Genomic DNA, 19178 nt, shown 5'->3' with positions numbered 1-19178 from the left:
GTATAAACGAGGGTGTCCCGGCAGCTAGAGCATAGCTGTTGAGACACCCTTGTTTGGTGAAGCAGTAGCATCCTCTTTTCAAAAATCAGTGTTCTAGGATTGAGGATTTATGTTTTGACACAGCACGGATAATAAACGCAGAAGCTAAAAGAAGGATAGTGGCAGTGGCAAGGACAACAATAAACGACTTATCAAAAGCTGATTGTGCAGCTTCAACGAGCGCGGATCCAGCGGCAGTAGGCATATTTTCTGCGGCTAGAAGAGCTTCGTCAAGGCTGTCGCGAACGATCGGTGGGACTGTTAGTCCATCAGGGAGAACTAATGATGCTGTATAGATGAATGACGAAAGACTGCCCAGAAGTGTAATACTTAGGGCGCTGCCAAGTTCGAACGATACTTCCTCTATAGATGCGGCCATGCCAGCTTTTTCGACGGGGACATTTAGCATGGTTGAATTTGAGGCGGCAGTCATGGCTCCCCCAAGACCTGCACCCAGAATCATTAAGGATGCGAATTGTAACAACATATTCCCGTCATGGAAGAGCAGAAGGGTGCCCATTCCTATACCTGATACTAACAAACAGACCCACTGTACTTTTACTTTGTCCACACGATGTAACACTAATCCGATGAGTATCCCTGAGATGAAGGACGCTATCGAAGTGAATACAACGTACAATCCCGCTTCCAATGGTGTATATTCAAGAACAAGCTGGAGCCGCTGAGTCACGATCAATTCCATTCCAATAAGTGCAAAACAAGACAATAGAGCTGTAGCCACTCCTGTAGAAAAGTGGGAGTCTCTAAACAGTGCAAAATCTATTAATGGATTCTGGCTCTTACGTTGATGGCGCATAAATATGATCATAGCTACGAGACCAATCACGGCAGATAACACAGCGATGGCAATTGAACCTTCACGTCTGCTGATCTCCTTAGCTGCATAAACAAGGGCAACCAGACCAATCATAATTTGAACAGAACCAATGAAATCCCATTTTTTATTCTTATTTCCTTTAAGATTTGGGATTAGTAAGATGGCTAAGATCAGTGCAAGAATAACTATGGGAATATTGATGAGGAACACCGATCCCCACCAGAAATGTTCCAGTAAAAAACCACCAACGAGTGGACCCATTCCTGCTCCTACAGAGGAGACAGATGCCCAAATACCTACGGCTAGTGAACGCTCACGCTCGTCCGAAAAGGTAGTTCGAATAATGGAGAGTGTTGCGGGCATCATCATGGCTGCACCAATAGCAAGTAGGGTACGCGCAGCAATAAGTACGAGTGGTGTCGGCGCGTAGGCAGCGATTAATGAAGCCAACCCAAAGATAGTAAGTCCCATAACGAAGAGTTTTTTATGCCCAAGACGATCGCCTAGTGTGCCTAGACCAAGTAATAATCCTGCCATTACGAGTGGATAAATATTTACGATCCATAGTTTTTCCGATGCAGAAGCAGCAAGATCATGCGTAAGTCGTGGTAGAACCGAATAAAGTACGGTCATGTCGATGACGATCATAAAGAGTGCGCTGGACACAATCGCCAGCACGATCCAGCGTTGGAATTTAGATAGATTTGGTGAAAACATGGGTAATCCTCCTAAGATGATAGTAGCGAATAACGTTGCCTTGACAAGGTAATGGTGTTCCGTTATTGTACTTTGAGGTATAGGGTAACCCGATAGTCAAGAGGGGTGATTTGAATGTCTATTGATTATGATCAATACTTTACGACGAGCGAGTTCGCAAAGGTATGTGGGGTAACGAAGCATACGTTATTCCATTATGATGACATTGGTATATTAAAACCGGAGATCGTGAAGGAAAACGGATATCGTTATTATTCCTATAAGCAGTTTTATACCTTCGATATTATTGCCGTATTAAAAGGGACGGGAACGCCGTTAAATGAGATCAAAGAATATATAAAAGATCAAAACACATTGCATTTTTTATCCATGCTTCAGCAAAAACAGCTGAAGTTGGTTGATGAACAAAGAAAGTTAGAGCGCATGCAGAGGCTTTTGCAAGGAGCTATAGATAATACGAATCGTGCGCTCCATGTTAATTGTGGAGAACCTTGGGTTGAGGCATGTGATGAAGAGTATTTTATTGCGGTTAGACTCTCGAAGGAGAAGGGTGAGAAGGATCATGTTCGAAAAGTATATCGAATCTTCGATTATTGCGATGAAAATCATCTTGAATATGACTTTCCGATAGGTTCGATTATTGGTAAAAGCAGTTTGGAAGAGGGCGACTATGACCCGGATTATTATTGTAATAAAATCAATGATAAACATAACGGCGAGTTACTCTATATCAAGCCAAAGGGTAAATATTTGATCATGAATCACAAGGGATCTTACGAGAGCTTACCTGCCTCCTATGAGAAGCTAAAGTCTTATATTGCAGAAAATAATTTCACTCTAACTGGAGACGCTTATGAATATGAATTACTTAGTTATTTAGCGGTTGGGGATCCAGATAAGTATGTCATTCAAATTGCGGTACAAATATAAGTGAACTCTGCAAGGATCTTAATTTGATCACTCCCAGTTCAGAGCATTGGAGTGACTTTTAAATTGGTATTCAAACTGAAACGCTTGGCTTCCAAGCGTTTTTTTGTTTTTTTTTTGGTGATTAAAGGAAATTCAGAAGGAAGTGGCAGATGCGGCATTGTTATTGTCTATATTGGTTGACAATGATAATCATTATTATTACTGTGTAAACAGGCATGAATCCTTATGCTCACCTTACCGACGCCAATGCCTCTGAGGTGGTGCACTATGATTGAGTTTTGTTAGTGCCTCTACATAGAAGAAACTACTATTGAAATGAGGTATGCATTGTGAAGATAGACGTTAATCAGTTAGCAGAGCATTTTGCACACACTCCTTTCCAAGTAGAAGGAGTATATCGATATGCTGAAAATCCTGGTGTGCCTTACGCTGACTATACAGATTCTTTTCCTGGATTTGTGTTTCCACTTACAGGAAAGATTAAATTTAAATTTAATGGCACGCCATATATCTTTTCGCCAGGAAAAGTTGTGCATGGGGGTGCAAAAATGAAACTTGACCAAAAAATGTATAGCAGAACTAATTGGGAATATATTCTTGTTCAATATCGGATATTTAACTCAGAAGTAAAAGAGTCAAGCTTTTCTCATCAGCATTTTGAATTATTAACAGGTCAATCTCCTCGTCTTGTTGAATTAATTATGCGTCTTTGGCAGGTGTATAATCAGCGTGGAGGCATATCGATGTTTCAGACTGAAATGCTGTTTCGCGAAGTGCTGAATGAGACCTTATTATGTGTTATTAATAGGGAGGATAGCTGTGAATCACATACTTTATTCGAGCGGGTATCTAATTATATTCATGAAAACTATTATCAAAGTCTTACAATTGCCTCGCTTTCAGAACAAAATAACGTTAATCGAAATCGACTATCTTACGTTTTTAGAACGCATGCCGGTATGGGACCCGCAGAATATTTATTAAAATATCGTATAAATATAGCACGAAAAATGCTATTTACTAGTGATGCACCTGTACAACAAATTGCGCAAACGGTTGGAATGGCTGACCCCTTTTATTTTAGTAGAGTGTTCAAAAAACAATGTGGTATTTCTCCTACCGAATATCGAGAGAAGTTCATCAATAATCCATGGTAAATTCAACCTGCATCCATTCTAATCAAAAACCTACTTCACTATAATAATGGTTAAGCAAAGAAACCAATATGTTGGAGGAATTTCGTATGAAAAAGATTAGAGGACTGCTAGTCGCAATACTATTATTAGCAGGTATACTAGCGGGTTGTACTGAAACACCTGCTGAAAATAAAGAATCAACTAAAGAAGGCGTATCTTCAACAGCAGTTAATGTAGATGCAGCTGATTGGCCAAGAACATTTAAGGATGCCTTAGGTAAAGAAATCGTTATCGAGAAAAAACCGGAAAAAATAGCCTCTCTATGGTATTTTTATCCTGAAATTTTAGTTGCATTAGGTGAGCCACCTGCTGCAACTACTGAAAAAGAGTATCTATCTTCTTTATCTTATTTAAAAGGAAAGCTGGATTCAGCTGAAGAATTAGGAGATAAAGTGTCTCCTAGCATTGAGAAAATTCTATCTATTAATCCTGATTATATTTTAGCAACAGAGCATCATGAAGCAGTATATGATTCACTAAATAAAATTGCACCAGTCATTACATTAAAATACAAGGACATCTATGAAGATTGGCAATATGGACTCCGTACAGTAGCCAAGATTATTGGCAAAGAAGACGAAGCGGAAAAAGTAATTGATAACATGATGAAAGATATTACAACTGGGCGTGAAGCATTAAAGTCGATGGAAAGAGAGACGGTAGCGCTTATATTGTCTTGGGATGGAAAAACTTTTAATGTTCTAGGTGAAGGCAATCCGGTCTATAAACTTGCGTTTGATAAAGAAAAGGGACTGGGGCTTACACCGGATAATACATATACAGGTAATAATAATGAATTTACTTCGTTTGAAGGCATATCAACTGTTCAAGCAGACCATATTTTCCTTATAGGTGATATTACAAAAAAGGAGGAATTAATGAATAACTTAAAACAAAGTAATGTGTGGAATGCTATGAATGCCGTAAAGAAAGGCAATGTCTATTTAATGGATAATTCCGCTATTACCGGTGGCCCATTAGCTATTAAATACGCTTTACAAAATATATTATCCGCCTTGCTTAAGCTCTAATAAATTGAGGAAAATAAGGAGTGATTACTATCCACTATCAAGCTATTAATCTAAAAGATAAATTATCTAAATTTAACGACCTTTGGTCTCCGAAAGTCATTGGTGAAATGAATGACTATCAATTCAAACTTATTAAGATCACTGGGGACTTTGAATGGCATAGTCATCCAGATACCGATAAGGTATTTTTCACCCTTGAAGGGGAGATGATCATTGATTTCCGTGATGGTCAGGTTAAAATTTCCGAAGGTGAGATGTTTGTTCTTCCAAAGGGAGTCGAGATGAAGCCTTCCGCCGAAAAGGAATGCCATATCATGTTAGTGGAGCCTAGAAGCTTAGTAAACACTGGCGGTACTGAGTCCGAATTAACAGCAGCCAATGATACTTGGATCTAGTGTTTGTTACTAGTACTCTATTAACTTTAAACGTATTTATAATGAAAGGCTTTCCTCCGCTATTCCCTTAAGGTTTTTGCAAATTGACATAACACCAAATGGTGTTATAATAAAAATGAAACCAGAAGGTGTTACATTAAAATGAATCTTGGAGGAAATTTATGCCGACTCAAGGACCACTACAAGATATTCGTCAAACCATTACACTCAATGCGCCCATTGAAAAAGTATGGAAAGCTGTTTCCACTGCTGAAGGAATAGCTGCCTGGTGGATGCCAAGTACATTTCAACCAGTGGTAGGCCATGAGTTTATTCTACATGCTGGACAATTCGGGGATTCCCCTTGTAAAGTTACAGAGATTGATGAGCCGAACCGTGTCGGTTTTAATTGGGGGAAGGATTGGCATCTTGCTTTTGAATTGAAGGAAATTGATGGGAAGACGGAGTTCACCGTGATTCACTCTGGATGGGACCCAGAAAAGGTAACTGAATTTGGTCAACCGCATCCAATCGTTCGTGGCTTTATGAATGGCGGCTGGGAGAAAATCGTCCAAGAAAAACTTCCTGCTTATATCGAGGCTTAAGATGCCAGTCGCTGAATCTGGACATGATGTATTTCAAGCGATAGCAGATCCTACCCGCCGCAGTCTGCTAAAGCTGCTTGCTAATAAGGAAATGTCCATAGCATCCATCTCGGACTGCTACCCGATCAGCCGAACCGCTGTTAACAAGCATTTACAAGTATTGTCCGATGCACAGCTTGTTAGCAGTCAGAAAGTCGGTCGGGAGACTAGGTACAAGCTTCAGCCAGAGCCTCTACTGGAGCTTCAAGATTGGCTTACCTTTTTTGAACAATACTGGGCTAATAAACTGTTTGCGCTTAAAGAATATGTTGAAGCAGATCATAACAATGAATGATAAACCGAGAGGCGTGAGATCGCGCTTCTCGGTTTTTTTGATGCATAGAAGAATCAGATATAATGAAAATAAATAAAAGGATAAGTTTAACTCAGTTTAAACCTTCGTTTAAATTCAGTTTATAAATGGCGTTTATCATCACAATATAATCTGAAACGTTGGAGGAATTACAATGGTGCATGTACAGAACAAGATCATTTCACCAGACGATCATGAGTGGGCCGTCGAAGCGCGTGGACTGGTCAAAACCTTTGGTGACAATCGCGCGGTGGATGGCGTGAATTTGAACGTGAAAGCAGGTACGATCTATGGCGTACTTGGTCCGAATGGGGCGGGAAAGACTACCGTTATTCGGATGCTGGCAACCTTACTTCGTCCTGATGCAGGCACTGGGCGAATCTTCGGGCATGATGTGGTGAAGGAGTCGCAGATTGTTAGGCAATTAATTGGTGTGACAGGACAATACGCCTCAGTTGATGAGTCATTAAGTGCTACAGAGAATCTTATTATCTTCTCTCGGCTATTAGGGCTTGGACGCGCAGAGTCGCGAAAAAAAGCAACAGAATTACTGGAAGAGTTTGGTCTGACTGAGGCGGCTAAACGGCCTCTTCGAAATTTCTCTGGCGGTATGCGTCGCCGTCTGGATTTGGCAGCTAGCCTGATTGCACAACCACCTTTAATTTTCCTTGATGAACCAACTACAGGGCTTGATCCTCGCACTCGTTCACAGATGTGGGATACCATTCGTCGATTGGTGAATACGGGATCAACGGTTCTTCTGACTACACAGTACCTTGAAGAAGCAGATCAATTGGCTGATCGGATCGCAGTTATCGATCGTGGGCAAGTCGTTGCAGAGGGGACGGCGGATGATTTGAAAGCGTCTGTGGGTACCACATCACTACACCTGAAGGTTCAACATCTAAAAGATATTGAACTAGCTCGCCAGCGTGTGGAACATGTACTCCAAATTCAGTCCGTGGTATCGTACGAAACCGGGAAAATAACGGCACCGATGGCGGACGCTGATTTAGTTACAGACCTACTTATTGCACTTCGTGAGGAAGGTATTCACTTGGCTGAGATGAGTGTGCAGAAACCGACACTTGATGAAGTATTCCTAACAATTACTGGTCATGGTGCTACGGATGAAACGTCAACAGCGTCCCAAGAGTCAAATGTTAAGGAGGCAGCAAGAGTATGAGAACCACTACAATAAATTCGGGTGTTAACCGCCCATTGAAAAACCATACGAGTTTTCGGCAATCTGTACGCAACTCATTAACGATGGCTTATCGTGGGATACTGAAAATTCGACGTACCCCTGAGCAATTGTTCGACGTTACACTTCAGCCAATTATTTTCACGCTGATGTTTACCTATATCTTTGGAGGGGCTATATCTGGTGACGTGGTAAGTTATTTGCCTGTTATTATCCCTGGTATTCTTGTGCAGACCGTAATCACTACCTCCATCGTTACTGGCGTCCAATTACGTGAGGACATGGATAAAGGCGTGTTCGACCGATTCAAGTCACTGCCAATTGCTCGTATAGCTCCGTTAGCAGGAGCTTTGTTGGCGGACACGATTAGATACACGATTGCTACTGTGCTTACATTTACCATGGGCTACATTATGGGTTACCGTCCTGATGGTGGACTGGAACATGTCGCATTCGCTGCGCTTCTTGTTATTGTTTGTGCTTGGTCGATTAGCTGGATTTTCGCTTTCTTCGGTGTGATTGCACGGACTGCTTCTAGTGTGCAGGGGATATCAATGATTGTGTTGTTCCCACTTACGTTTCTATCTAATGCCTTCGTGCCTGTCGATACGCTGCCTAACTGGCTACAATGGTTTGTTAAAGTCAATCCAATCTCACACCTCGTTTCTGCAGTACGACAACTTACTAACTTTGGAACCGTAGGTTGGGATTTCGCGATCTCTTTGATTGGAGCAGCCGTCATCGTCGCAATATTTGCACCTATTACGGTACGTGCTTATATGCGCCGGACATAATATGAAATAAAAAAACGGCAGAAATGCCGTTTTTTTTAATTATGGCTTCTAAAGAACGTATGAATTAAATTGGATACTGATCTATCACAATGTTTTTGCAGTTTCTTCATTTTGAATATGTCCCCCAAAATGCAGATGAATGACGCCATCAATGACGCCCACACCAGGTTCACAACAAGGAGGATGGATTATTCCATGCTACTACTTCTTTATGTCTTTCGATGGTACTATGATATAAAAATAGATGTAAATAGAAAGGGCGACAGTATGAGAAGCTATCTAATTTTGGGGGCAAGTAAAGGTTTGGGAGATGCATTTGTGAAAGGTTTACCTGAGTATGGTGATCGAGTGTGGATCGTCTCCAGAAGCAGACCGGGCAGTCTGGATCTTAATGATGGTATACAGCGGATATGGATTGCAGCAGATCTATCGCAGCCAGATGCCGCACAAGTCTTATCAAAAGGCATCCAAGCGGAGAAGATTGATGTTATAGTTTATAACGTGGGCATTTGGGAGAAGGAAGGTTTTGAGGATCACTATACTTTTGACAAGGATGAAGCAACTGATATTGCTAACATTATTAATGTGAATATAACTTCAACAATTACCTGCATACAGGCTGTAATACCTAATCTTCGCCAATCGGAAGCAGGAAAAATTATTCTGATTGGCTCCACAGCAGGACTGGATCATACCAATAACGCCCAGGTTTCATTTGTTGCTTCGAAGTTCGGTCTGCGTGGCATTACACATGCATTGCGTGAGCATGTTCGTAAGGATGGCATTGCAGTAACTTGTGTGAATCCGGGTGAGCTGGCAGCAGAAATTCCTTATGAGGATGGCGCAGAAAAAGCGATTGCAGAATATAACGGCACAAGAATTCCTGTTCAGGACATAGTCTCCATTGTGAAATGTATCATTAACCTCTCTAGCGCTTCCTGCGTCAAGGAAATTCATATTCCAGCAATGGCGGATTTGAATGCATAATAAATCTCATATATCCGTTAAGATTTCATTAAGATTTAATACGAAGATAAACCATATAATTGGATTATAGAAAAGGTGATCAAAAATTTAACTTGCTAGTTTTTTAAAAGAATTCCAGAGAGCAAAGCAGTAAATAGATAAGGCTGTCTACCAGTAGAATCATACTAGTAAACGGCCTATTTCTGTTGGAATTTAATAGAGAGTCGGGTGGTTTTTTTGAAAAGAAGGCTTATAAATTCCCAACTTTTTTTGGACATATATTGGGCTAACGAGAATATAACTATACAATAAAACACTTGTTGAAAAAGAGGAAAATACATTAACGGTTAGGAGAAATGAACGATGGAATTCGAACTAGGCAGCATTTTGAAACTAGTGAAACGTAGGCTGCTGTTCATCATTGTATTATGTATTGTTGCGGTCGGAATTGCTAGCTTCGTTAGCTATTATGTCTTGAAACCGAAATACGAGGCGACGGCTTCTATTCTTATTCAAGGGGATAGGCAACAGAAAGCAATCAATGACATTATGGCTGGGCAAAAACTAGTAACCACTTACGGAGAAATTATCCGAAGCAGTAGAATCGCTGAAGAGGTCGTTAGAAGACTGCAATTAAACATGACCCCTGAAAAACTATTAGAAAAAGTGAAGACAAGAACAAGCAGCGAGTCACTCGTGACGACGGTAATTGTAGCGGATTCTAATGCTCAGCGGGCAACGAATATCGCGAATGGCTTTGGTGAGGCCTTTAATGAGAACATCCAAGCGATTATGGGGGTAGAGAATGTTGTGCTTCTTGACCGGGCCAAGGTTCCTTTCGAGGCGATCTCCCCCAAGCCAGTATTCAATATGGTCGTTGCTTTCGGACTTGCATTGATTGCTGGGATCGCAATTTCCATTCTACGGGAATTGGCGGAGAAACCTGTGAAAAGCGCTAAGAATATTCAGTTGGATTTGCAGCTTCCTCTTCTGGGAACCGTGGGAAAATTGAAGCCGCGGAAATGGCGGGAGAAGACGAAATCCATTTCAGTAGAAGGAGCCAGCAGACATGAAGAAGAAAACGCCAAGATTGTATTGCCTGGAACAACCGAAATCATCTAATGGTGACCAATTCCGAACGATACGATCTAATATTCGCTATACCCGGGTTGGTGGAGAAATTCGATCTTTATTAGTTACAAGCTCACTCCCGGATGAAGGTAAATCAACAGTGGCGATGAACTTGGCTATAGCGATGGCGGAAACGGGAAGAACTGTGCTGCTGATCGATGGGGATTTGCGCACACCAACGGTGCATAAAGCATTCGATCTACCCAATTGGATCGGATTAAGTAGTATCCTAGTAGATCAAACCCGTGTGGATGATTGTATTTTCCCTATTGAGGGATCAGAAGGACTTTCTGTATTGACATCGGGTCCGATCTCTCCAAATCCAGCTGATTTACTAGGATCAACAGGAATGAAAAGGTTATTCGCAGAGCTTAGTGAGAGATTTGATACGATTGTTATCGATTCTTCTTCGGTATTAATGCCTTTTTCAGATGCGCTTATCTTGGCAAAGATGACCGAGGGGGTACTGCTAGTCGTAAAATCCGGGAAAGTGCTCTTGAAGCATACCAACTCTGCAAAACAGATCCTTGAGCAGCAAGGAGCGCATATTTTGGGAGCGGTTTTGAATTATCGAAAAAGTAGCAAACGTTACAAGATTCGCGGTGAAGATTTTGCCGATTGGGCCTCAACTTCAGGGTTGGTCTAACGCTTTATGACATTTGCATCTCTTCGTTATTTATTTGGAAATATCACATATGCAGGCGCTCAATTCGTGATTGTAATTTTGCTTAATAAATTTGGCTCATCCGAAATCGTTGGGCAATATTCGTTAGGGCTTGCGGTGACTGCTCCCATCTTTATGCTGTCGCATCTGCATCTGCGTTCGGTCTTGATCGTTGATACATCTGGAAAATATCTTTTTGGAGATTTTTTTGGCCTTCGTCTCGTGACAACCGCAGTTGCATTCACGGTTACAGCAGGTTGTTGCATCCTCAGTGGTGCTGATTGGAATACAGCTTTAGTCATATTTTTCATAGGATTGTATAGAATTGTTGAGTCGGTCAGCGATATTTTATTGGGTATTGTTCAGAAGCAGGAAAGGCTAGATCAAATCTCTTTCTCGAGAGCTGCTAAAGGATTGTTCTCCATAGTTGTCTTCGCCCTCGTATTTATCCCTACTCAGAGTCTCATTCTAGCGTTATTAGTCATGATTATCGGATGGTTAGCAATAACCATTGGATATGATGCTCGCAAAGCGAGAGTGCATACGTCGCTCAGGCCACTTTTTAACAAAAGACGATTATGGGGCTTATTGCTCGTAAGCTCACCCCTTGGCGTGGTGCTGGCGTTGATGTCACTAAATACAAATATCCCACTATACGCGATTTCATATTTTAAAGGTGAACATGACTTAGGCATATACGCTACGCTCTCATACATGATCGTTGCCTGCAATGTTGTTGTTACTGCACTCGGTGAAGCGATAACACCACGTCTTGCCCGTTGGCATGCTAGCGGAAGACATAAGGAGTTCGTCTCTTTACTCAGTCGAATGATTGCAATGGGCATAGGAATTAGTGCGATCGCTTGTTTGATCGGGTGGATGTTTGGTCATCAGCTTCTAACTCTTCTATTCAGTCCAGATGTGGCTGCAGAGATAGGTTTATTTCATTGGTTGCTCATTTCTACCCTATTGGTATTTGTAACGTCTTATCTGTGGTATGCCATAACGGCTACCGGGAAGTACAAAGCGCAGATTCCCTTGTTTCTGTGTTCCGTGATCACTAATGGGCTATCTTGTCTAATATTCGTGCCTATTTTTGGGGTGATAGGTGCTGCTGTAGGGGCTAGTATGGCCTTATTCGTTCAGATGATAGGCAGTGTGATCGTACTTTTCTTGGTAATCCGTCAGGCAAGGAAACAGGTACAACGGGAATTGGCCGCATAGAGGTCATTTCCCATAGGAAAGTAGGGGCTTGTATGACATCTGTACTCGTTGTAGGGAAACCCTACACCATGCGTAATTTATTTCTGTTTGCGGTTATGGGTTACATCATCTGCCTTCCGGCTCAAATTGATTTCGGTGGCGCATTTCGAATCGCACCCTCTGACCTTTTCTTAATGCTTGGTTTGTTTGCAGCAGGTTTACACCTCAAATTGGACCGGAGACAGTTCAGTTCATGGCATTGGGGGATGTTGTTTATTTTCGTCCTCGCTTCATTTGTATCCATTTGGCGTAATGGATTCATTACGCAATACGCTCTATTGCAAAAAGATTTTGGGTTTATACTCCTACTGCTGACTTACATCATGTTAGTTCAGGCTGTAGACAGCTGGGATCGGTTATATAAAATGCTACGAGCTTTTTTGATCAGTGTACTGATCTTCAATGGCGTTGCTTTGTTCGATTTTTTTAGTGGAGTCAGGGTTCCGTTTATGGTGCAAGACGGTCGCCTCTCCGGGATGCTAATTGATCCGAATGCATACGGCGGATTACTAGTTACGGCTTTTGCCATTCATATCATGACGAGCGGAGACGGGGTGAAGCTGCTTAGGGGATGGGTGAGTACGCTAGCGACGATCACCTTAGCCGGGGGCATAATAATGACTTTTTCGCGTTCGTCATGGATAGGTCTGTTCCTTGTCTTGCTTACACTCCTGCTGATGAATCCTTCTCGGCTTCTCAAGATCGGCATGGGCTTTAGCGTCGCGTTTGGAGCATTGCTGTTGTATAAAGGTACAGCTTATCTGGATGTGCTTGGGAATATGGCCAGTAGACCCTCGCAGATTCAGTCGCGCCTTGACATCATTGGGAAGGCTGTGGAGTGGATCGCTCAAAGTCCATTATTAGGGATTGGACTCGGTAGCTATAACTATGAACTGCGGATTATTATCCATAATACTCCGATCTGGTTTATGACAGAATTTGGTTTATTGGGCTTGATTGTGTACGGCGGATTCATGATCTGGTTCTTCATCGTCGGGATCCGTTCTTATCGCGCGGCAGATAGGGTGAACAGACCGATCATTATGGCATTACTGCTGTCTCACGCAGCGATGATTGGACTTTCGATGGGTATTGAAGCCTTATTCCAGCGATATTGGTGGTTCATGATGGCTATGAACGCAGCTTGCATCCGATTAACGAATACGGGACGGAAAGGAGTGAAGCGATATCGAACCAAGGGCACTGAAACGTCAACGGGTCGTAACTTACGACAACAAACAGAACAAGCGCAATAACAAGAGGTCCGGGAGCATACCTGCTGAAGACTGTAGACCGGTAAGAGTTGCTTTTGTAGCCTCCATTTTTGGGCATTTTGAGAGTTTCCATCTACCTTACATGGCGTTATTGCAGCAAAAGGGTTGTGAAGTGCATGCTTACGCGCAGCCCGGGGAAGCGAGATTACGGTTAGAAGAGAAGGGGATCGTGTGTCATGATGTACCCATTCAGCGTAGCCCTTTACAGATGCAGAACTGGAAGGCGCTAGGGATATTAACGGAAAGCTTCAAGGAGGAGGGGTTCCAGTTCATCCATGTACATACGCCAGTCGCTTCGATTCTCGGACGGATTGCGGCCCATAAAGCAGGTGTACCTTGCACATTGTATACAGCGCATGGTTTTCATTTTTTCAAGGGAGCTCCTTTTCTGAACTGGATGCTTTATTATCCGCTCGAGAGGTTAATGGCCCGCTGGACAGATGTGTTAATCACCATAAATAGAGAAGATTATGAACGCGCCCAGAAATTTTCTATACGAAAAAAGGTGACTTATGTGAGTGGTGTAGGACTTGATCTCCAGGTTTACGGCAGTGAACAGGGTCATCCTGAAACTGCGACGGAGAAGGCAGATAGGCGACGCCAACTGTTTGATCTGCCGAAGAGTGAGCATGATGAACCTCCCTTCGTCATCCTATGCATTGCTGAATTAAACGCCAACAAGAACCAGAAGCAGTTGATCGAAGCGCTGGGGCAGCTGGGGTCTCAAGCAGGCAACATCCATCTGGCTTTTGCGGGTATAGGACCGTTCGAGCAGACTCTATTAGAACTTGCAAATCGGCTGGATGTCAGCGATCGGGTGCATATGCTTGGGTACCGTAGTGATATTCCGGATCTACTCAGAGCATGTGATGTTGCTGCACTTGTGTCCTATCGCGAGGGGCTACCTCGGGCGATTATGGAGGCGATGGCAGTAGGAAAACCCGTTATAGGTACGCATATTCGGGGGATTCATGATTTGATCGAACATGAGTCAACAGGCATGTTAGTTCCTGTTGGTGATATTACCGCTACCGCTAAGGCTTTTACTCATTTACGTGATGATCCAGCATTAACTACGGCTATGGGAGAAGCAAACAAAGAGAGGATCATTCGTTACGGGTTGCCTGCGGTGCTCCGTGAAATGGACTCGATCTATATAGAAGCGCTAAACAAGGAGGAAAGAAAGCGGGTTCCGTCTGAAATGCATGCGAGCCTATCGGGGGATTGAATATTCACTCTCACTTAAAAGGGGAGTACATGAATTTTTAGTTAATTAGGGAGAAAGAAGTGATGAAAATGCGGATCGTCCGTTTGGTCATGTTGGATGCAGGGATTATTGCGGCTTCAGTGTGGCTTGTGTTTTTACTTCGGTTTGATTTTCAAATCCCTGAGATGTACGTGTGGATGCTTCCGTGGGCAATATTGATTCACATTGCGGTATATGCGGCCTTCTCATTTGGATTCAAAGTGTATAACAATATCTGGCGATACACTGGAATGAGAGAATTACTGCAGCTTCTAAAAGTGAGTGTATTAACCCTCGTTGGAGTGATTGTTGTCAACGTATCCACCCATGCAGTATTTCCTTCCTATCGACTACCAATTTCCATTTATTTTGCAGCCGGTTATGTATTTCTGGGCATTGTTGGGTTACGAATGGTTAAACGTCTTCTAAACGACGGGTTTGAGACAACGGGTGTGAAGGATGTCTTCGAAGGTAATCTTCTAATCGTTGGGGCGGGTAAAGCAGGAATCCTCGTTACGAAAGATATCAAGCATTCAAGGTTCAAATTTATGCATCCGGTCGCCTTCATTGATGATGATGCATCCAAACGAAAGCTGGAAGTAATGGGGCTGCCGATTGTGGGTAACCGGAATTTCATTCCCGAGGCCGTGAAACAGCTGGACATTGCGTTCATTATTATTGCCCTTCCGACAGCGCCACATAATGACTTAATGGAGATTATTGAGATCTGCAAATCAACAAAAGCACAGATTAAGCTAATGCCTAGTATGACAGAAATTTTGGACGGGAAAATGGCAGTCCATCGAATCCGTGAAGTGTCCGTAAACGATTTGCTGGGTAGAACTCCTGTTGAGATTAATACTGAAGAGATTCGTGAGAATTTAGGAAGTGAGTGTATTCTCATCACGGGTGCAGGAGGCTCCATTGGCTCAGAACTGTGCCGTCAGCTAGCTGCGTATCGCCCGAAGGAAATGTTGCTGCTTGGTCATGGTGAGAACAGCATTTACCTGATTGAACAAGAGCTACGCCAGTTATATCCCGATCAGAAGATTCAACCCATCATCGCTGATATTCAGGATGTGTCGCGGATCGATAGTGTTTTTCAGAATTTTCGACCTACGATTGTATATCACGCCGCCGCGCATAAACATGTCCCACTTATGGAGATGAATCCGGTGGAGGCGGTAAAGAACAACGTTATTGGAACAAGGAATGTAGCGGAAGCGAGTGCCAAATATGGTGCTAAGCGGTTCATTCTGATCTCTTCGGACAAAGCGGTTAATCCAACAAGTGTCATGGGAGCTACGAAGCGAGCGGCAGAAATGATTATTAATGATCAGAATTCATCTAGCAAGACGGTTTTTGCTGCTGTCCGTTTCGGTAATGTTCTCGGTAGTCGGGGGAGTGTTATTCCGTTATTCAAAAGACAGATCGAGAGTGGTGGCCCAGTTACGGTTACCCATATGGATATGGTGCGGTATTTCATGACGATCCCTGAAGCAGTGCAATTGGTTATTCAGGCGAGCATACTGGCAAAAGGTGGCGAGGTGTTCGTGCTTGATATGGGTAAGCCAGTTCGGATATACGATCTGGCAAGAGATTTAATACGTCTGTCGGGTTTAGAACCTGATAAAGATATCCCTATCGTGGTCACGGGCATTCGTCCTGGTGAGAAATTATTTGAGGAACTCCTGACAGAAGAGGAAGGATTGATGGTCACCAATAACTATCGCATCATGATCAGTCGTCCTCAAAGTGTTTCCAGATCTGAACTGAATTTGGTCCTTGGTGTTCTGGAGAATTTGTGCAAACGGTACGAATTTGTGCCAAGCAGTTATCAGATTAAGAAATTATTAAAGCAGCTTATTCCAAGCTATTCGGGCTTTCAGGAAGAACCACAGGTGGCTACTCATGAGCTTGAACGGATCAAATCCGAAGTTCATGCGGGGATCTAAGTGATGAAGTCGTTTATGAGTAGATGGAACAAGAAGTTGCGTTTGCGTGGTAAGAGTGACAAGGAATTCACAAGAAAACAAATAGTCATAAGGCGAATTGGAAGATTCGCCCTGATTGTTTGTCTGATTGTGATTGTAGTTGGCGGCATTTGGATTAGAGGGGTGTTAAATGCTGAGCAGCGATTTCAAAAGGCTGTCCTTAATCCATTGACGATGCCTAACTCAAAAATTTCTGCATTGCCTGTGGGGAAGACGCAGTCGGATGGGACTCTTATAAATCGAGTGAATTCGGATGGCGTGGTACTACCATCGACTGAACCAGCAGCATCGTCAGGTGCAACTGATAAAAAAACTTCATCCTTTAATGTTGTATTAATTGGAACAGATACGTGGGGTGGGGAAATCTCCCGTGCAGACACGATCATGGTTGTGCATGTAATGCCGGAACAGCGGAAGGTGAACATCGTCTCTGTACCGCGCGATACAAGGGTTTATGTACAGAATGTTGGATACACCAAAATTAATCATGCTCATATTGTTGGTGAGTCCAAAGGTGGGAATGAGCAAGGAACGCTGACGCTCATTCAAGCGGTAAGCGACTTTATGAATATTCCCATTCATCATTACATCAAGACGAATTTCTCTGGAGTTCGTGATTTCATCGATTCAATCGGAGGGATCGACATGGTAATCGATCAAGACGTAACAATAACCCCGGAGATTACCATCAAAAAAGGCGAACAGCATCTGGATGGTGTGCATGCACTCTACCTTGCTAGGGAGCGATATTCAACTCCGAACGGTGACTTTAGTCGTCAAGAGGAGCAATTCAATATCGTTAGAGCTGTGGCTAATAAGCTGTTGAGCCCTGAGCATCTTCCGGATCTGGCGGGATTATTACTCCATGAAAAGAAAGACATTATCGATACAAGCTTCAGCGACAGCGATTTGCTTAGCTTAGCTTGGTTATTCAAGGGGATTACTTCCGCGGACTTTCAATACGAACAGATTCCAGGTAACAACAGTTTTGCTCCTGATCCGCTAGTCGGAACTAAGGTGTACTACTGGAGTGCCGATTTAAAACAGGTGAACTCACTTAAGGAACGTCTTTTTACGGATTAAGAGAAAGGCGGGAGGAGTACTAACATGTATCGCCATATGAAACGAGGCTTCGATCTTGTGGGAGCGATCGTTATGTTATGTGTATTTAGTCCAGTCATGGCTGTGGTGGCGTTGTTGATTCGAATGAAGCTTGGAAGCCCAATCTTGTTCAAGCAGCAACGACCAGGGCGGGGAGAGAAACCCTTCTTCATCTACAAATTTCGGACCATGGCTGAACTGTATGACTTGCAGGGTCAGCCGTTACCAGATGAGCGAAGATATATCAAATTTGGCGGAATCATCCGGAAGCTAAGTCTGGATGAACTGCCACAGCTGGTGAATGTTGTGAAGGGAGAAATGAGTCTGATTGGCCCAAGACCCTTACTGATGCGGTACAGCCCTTATTATTCCGAACAGGAGAGGCTGCGTTTCTCAGTAAGACCAGGAATTACGGGATTAGCACAGGTGTCAGGACGCAATACTTCGTCGTGGAAAGACCGGCTTTCGTATGATGTCACCTATGTCGAGACTTTAAGTTTCAGACTTGATGCGCTGATATTATGTAAGACCGTCTTGAAGGTGATTCGCCAAGATGATGTTGTAGCCAATCCAGGTCGGCATAGCCTACCTCTGGATGAGTACAGGTTGAATAAAAAGGAGGGCCAGGCATGAGTGTGCAGTTTAGACCGCTGCATGAAGACGATATACATCATGCATGCCGGCTCTTGAAGAGCAATTTACCGGAGCATGTGTACAATCAAACGATATTTGCTTGTACGGGTTATCCAGCATATCTACAAGCGGCTTGTAAATGTGGAGGCCATTCAGCCACGTTGTTGATTGGAGCCTATCTTGGAGAAGTGCTCATTGGATTCGCGGAATGGCGAAGAATGGAACAAATATTGGTTCTGAATAATTTAAACGTGGATGCGGCGTTTCGCAAGGACGGCATAGGCGGAATGCTCATGGCTTATGGCGAGAAATTAGCCAAGAGTGACGATATTAAGAAGTTGGTACTGGATGTGTTCTCATGGAATGAACAGGCTCATGCTTGGTACCTTCGCCTTGGCTTTGTAGAAGAAGGACGTACTTATTGGTATGTGAGGGATCTGGAACGTTCATTAACGGCTAATGCAGATGTTATTGCTGCTGGAGCGGATATAGATGTTGAAGAAGTGACTTACATTATTGATGATTACCCAATGGCAGAGGCACATCATCTAAAATACGGATTTTCTTCATTTAGGATTAGAACGAAGCAGAAGACTTCAGTTGTGGGTCGGCTCGGCGAGCAGTATTTTCGTATCCAACTGCAGAGTGGGGAGTGGGACGGTGGATATCCACTAACCGATGTGTTACTCGACCTTGACCGGGAGAGAAAGCTGTTATTGCTTTCATCCGATGCATTCTTACGTGAGAGAGACCCAGCGTTAAGCTTAAGCACTGAAAGTATACGCATGATCAAGATATTGGATTAGCAGCGAATGCTTCTGGAGTA

The 19178-nt window shown here is 43.1% G+C and carries 19 protein-coding genes; 18 read left to right on the top strand and 1 reads right to left on the bottom strand.

Annotated features, from left to right (window positions below):
• Nucleotides 1-85: 85 nt before the first annotated feature.
• Nucleotides 86-1594, bottom strand: coding sequence for an MFS transporter (locus tag MHB64_RS18170; protein ID WP_341135077.1), 1509 nt, complete (start codon nucleotides 1592-1594; stop codon nucleotides 86-88).
• A 114-nt stretch (nucleotides 1595-1708) separates the two neighbouring features.
• On the opposite strand from MHB64_RS18170, the gene MHB64_RS18165 reads away from it, so the two are divergent.
• The 18 genes from MHB64_RS18165 (at nucleotide 1709) to MHB64_RS18080 (ending at nucleotide 19158) form a co-directional block, all read left to right on the top strand.
• Nucleotides 1709-2524 (top strand): MerR family transcriptional regulator, encoded by an 816-nt coding sequence (locus MHB64_RS18165; RefSeq protein ID WP_341135076.1) that lies wholly within the window; start codon nucleotides 1709-1711, stop codon nucleotides 2522-2524.
• A 329-nt stretch (nucleotides 2525-2853) separates the two neighbouring features.
• Nucleotides 2854-3681 carry a helix-turn-helix transcriptional regulator gene (locus tag MHB64_RS18160; RefSeq protein ID WP_341135075.1) on the top strand — a complete coding sequence of 276 codons (828 nt, stop codon included), beginning with the start codon at nucleotides 2854-2856 and terminating at the stop codon, nucleotides 3679-3681.
• Nucleotides 3682-3767: 86 nt separating this feature from the next.
• Entirely contained in the window at nucleotides 3768-4751 is a 984-nt protein-coding gene (locus tag MHB64_RS18155; RefSeq protein ID WP_094868810.1) for an ABC transporter substrate-binding protein, read from the top strand.
• Nucleotides 4752-4780: 29 nt separating this feature from the next.
• Complete coding sequence (locus MHB64_RS18150; RefSeq protein WP_094868918.1) at nucleotides 4781-5146, top strand: cupin domain-containing protein; 366 nt, start codon at nucleotides 4781-4783, stop codon at nucleotides 5144-5146.
• Between the two features lie 161 nt (nucleotides 5147-5307).
• The gene (locus tag MHB64_RS18145) at nucleotides 5308-5730 is read left to right on the top strand and encodes an SRPBCC family protein (protein ID WP_094868811.1); all 423 of its coding nucleotides are present in this window, start codon (nucleotides 5308-5310) and stop codon (nucleotides 5728-5730) included.
• A 1-nt stretch (nucleotide 5731) separates the two neighbouring features.
• Complete coding sequence (locus MHB64_RS18140; protein WP_042128608.1) at nucleotides 5732-6064, top strand: ArsR/SmtB family transcription factor; 333 nt, start codon at nucleotides 5732-5734, stop codon at nucleotides 6062-6064.
• 172 nt (nucleotides 6065-6236) lie between these two features.
• A complete protein-coding gene (locus tag MHB64_RS18135; RefSeq protein WP_094868812.1) occupies nucleotides 6237-7268 on the top strand; it encodes an ATP-binding cassette domain-containing protein in 1032 nt (343 codons plus the stop codon).
• Entirely contained in the window at nucleotides 7265-8080 is an 816-nt protein-coding gene (locus tag MHB64_RS18130) for an ABC transporter permease (protein ID WP_094868813.1), read from the top strand. Before MHB64_RS18135 ends, MHB64_RS18130 begins: the two co-directional genes overlap by 4 nt.
• A gap of 267 nt (nucleotides 8081-8347) precedes the next feature.
• Entirely contained in the window at nucleotides 8348-9067 is a 720-nt protein-coding gene (locus MHB64_RS18125) for an SDR family NAD(P)-dependent oxidoreductase (protein WP_094875279.1), read from the top strand.
• 342 nt (nucleotides 9068-9409) lie between these two features.
• A complete protein-coding gene (locus tag MHB64_RS18120) occupies nucleotides 9410-10168 on the top strand; it encodes a YveK family protein (protein ID WP_341135074.1) in 759 nt (252 codons plus the stop codon).
• Nucleotides 10116-10823, top strand: a complete 708-nt coding sequence (locus MHB64_RS18115; protein WP_094868815.1) for a CpsD/CapB family tyrosine-protein kinase — start codon at nucleotides 10116-10118, stop codon at nucleotides 10821-10823. The genes MHB64_RS18120 and MHB64_RS18115 overlap by 53 nt, the downstream gene beginning before the upstream one ends.
• Nucleotides 10824-10829: 6 nt before the next feature.
• Complete coding sequence (locus tag MHB64_RS18110; RefSeq protein ID WP_094875260.1) at nucleotides 10830-12065, top strand: oligosaccharide flippase family protein; 1236 nt, start codon at nucleotides 10830-10832, stop codon at nucleotides 12063-12065.
• A gap of 68 nt (nucleotides 12066-12133) precedes the next feature.
• On the top strand, nucleotides 12134-13360 hold the full coding sequence (locus MHB64_RS18105; RefSeq protein ID WP_341135073.1) for an O-antigen ligase family protein: 1227 nt from the start codon (nucleotides 12134-12136) through the stop codon (nucleotides 13358-13360).
• Nucleotides 13293-14606, top strand: coding sequence for a glycosyltransferase family 4 protein (locus MHB64_RS18100; RefSeq protein WP_341136094.1), 1314 nt, complete (start codon nucleotides 13293-13295; stop codon nucleotides 14604-14606). The genes MHB64_RS18105 and MHB64_RS18100 overlap by 68 nt, the downstream gene beginning before the upstream one ends.
• A 62-nt stretch (nucleotides 14607-14668) precedes the next feature.
• On the top strand, nucleotides 14669-16579 hold the full coding sequence (locus MHB64_RS18095; RefSeq protein ID WP_280789041.1) for a polysaccharide biosynthesis protein: 1911 nt from the start codon (nucleotides 14669-14671) through the stop codon (nucleotides 16577-16579).
• A gap of 15 nt (nucleotides 16580-16594) precedes the next feature.
• Nucleotides 16595-17701: an LCP family protein gene (locus tag MHB64_RS18090; protein WP_341135072.1), complete on the top strand. Its 1107-nt coding sequence runs from the start codon at nucleotides 16595-16597 to the stop codon at nucleotides 17699-17701.
• 24 nt (nucleotides 17702-17725) lie between these two features.
• Nucleotides 17726-18352: a sugar transferase gene (locus MHB64_RS18085; protein ID WP_143812086.1), complete on the top strand. Its 627-nt coding sequence runs from the start codon at nucleotides 17726-17728 to the stop codon at nucleotides 18350-18352.
• Nucleotides 18349-19158 carry a GNAT family N-acetyltransferase gene (locus tag MHB64_RS18080; protein WP_280789043.1) on the top strand — a complete coding sequence of 270 codons (810 nt, stop codon included), beginning with the start codon at nucleotides 18349-18351 and terminating at the stop codon, nucleotides 19156-19158. The genes MHB64_RS18085 and MHB64_RS18080 overlap by 4 nt, the downstream gene beginning before the upstream one ends.
• Nucleotides 19159-19178 lie beyond the last annotated feature (20 nt).

The organism is Paenibacillus sp. FSL K6-2859, assembly GCF_038008265.1.
Lineage (GTDB): Bacteria > Bacillota > Bacilli > Paenibacillales > Paenibacillaceae > Paenibacillus_AQ > Paenibacillus_AQ nitricinens.
Note: the sequence above shows the minus strand (reverse complement) of the source record. Positions and strands in the feature narration are given on the sequence as shown.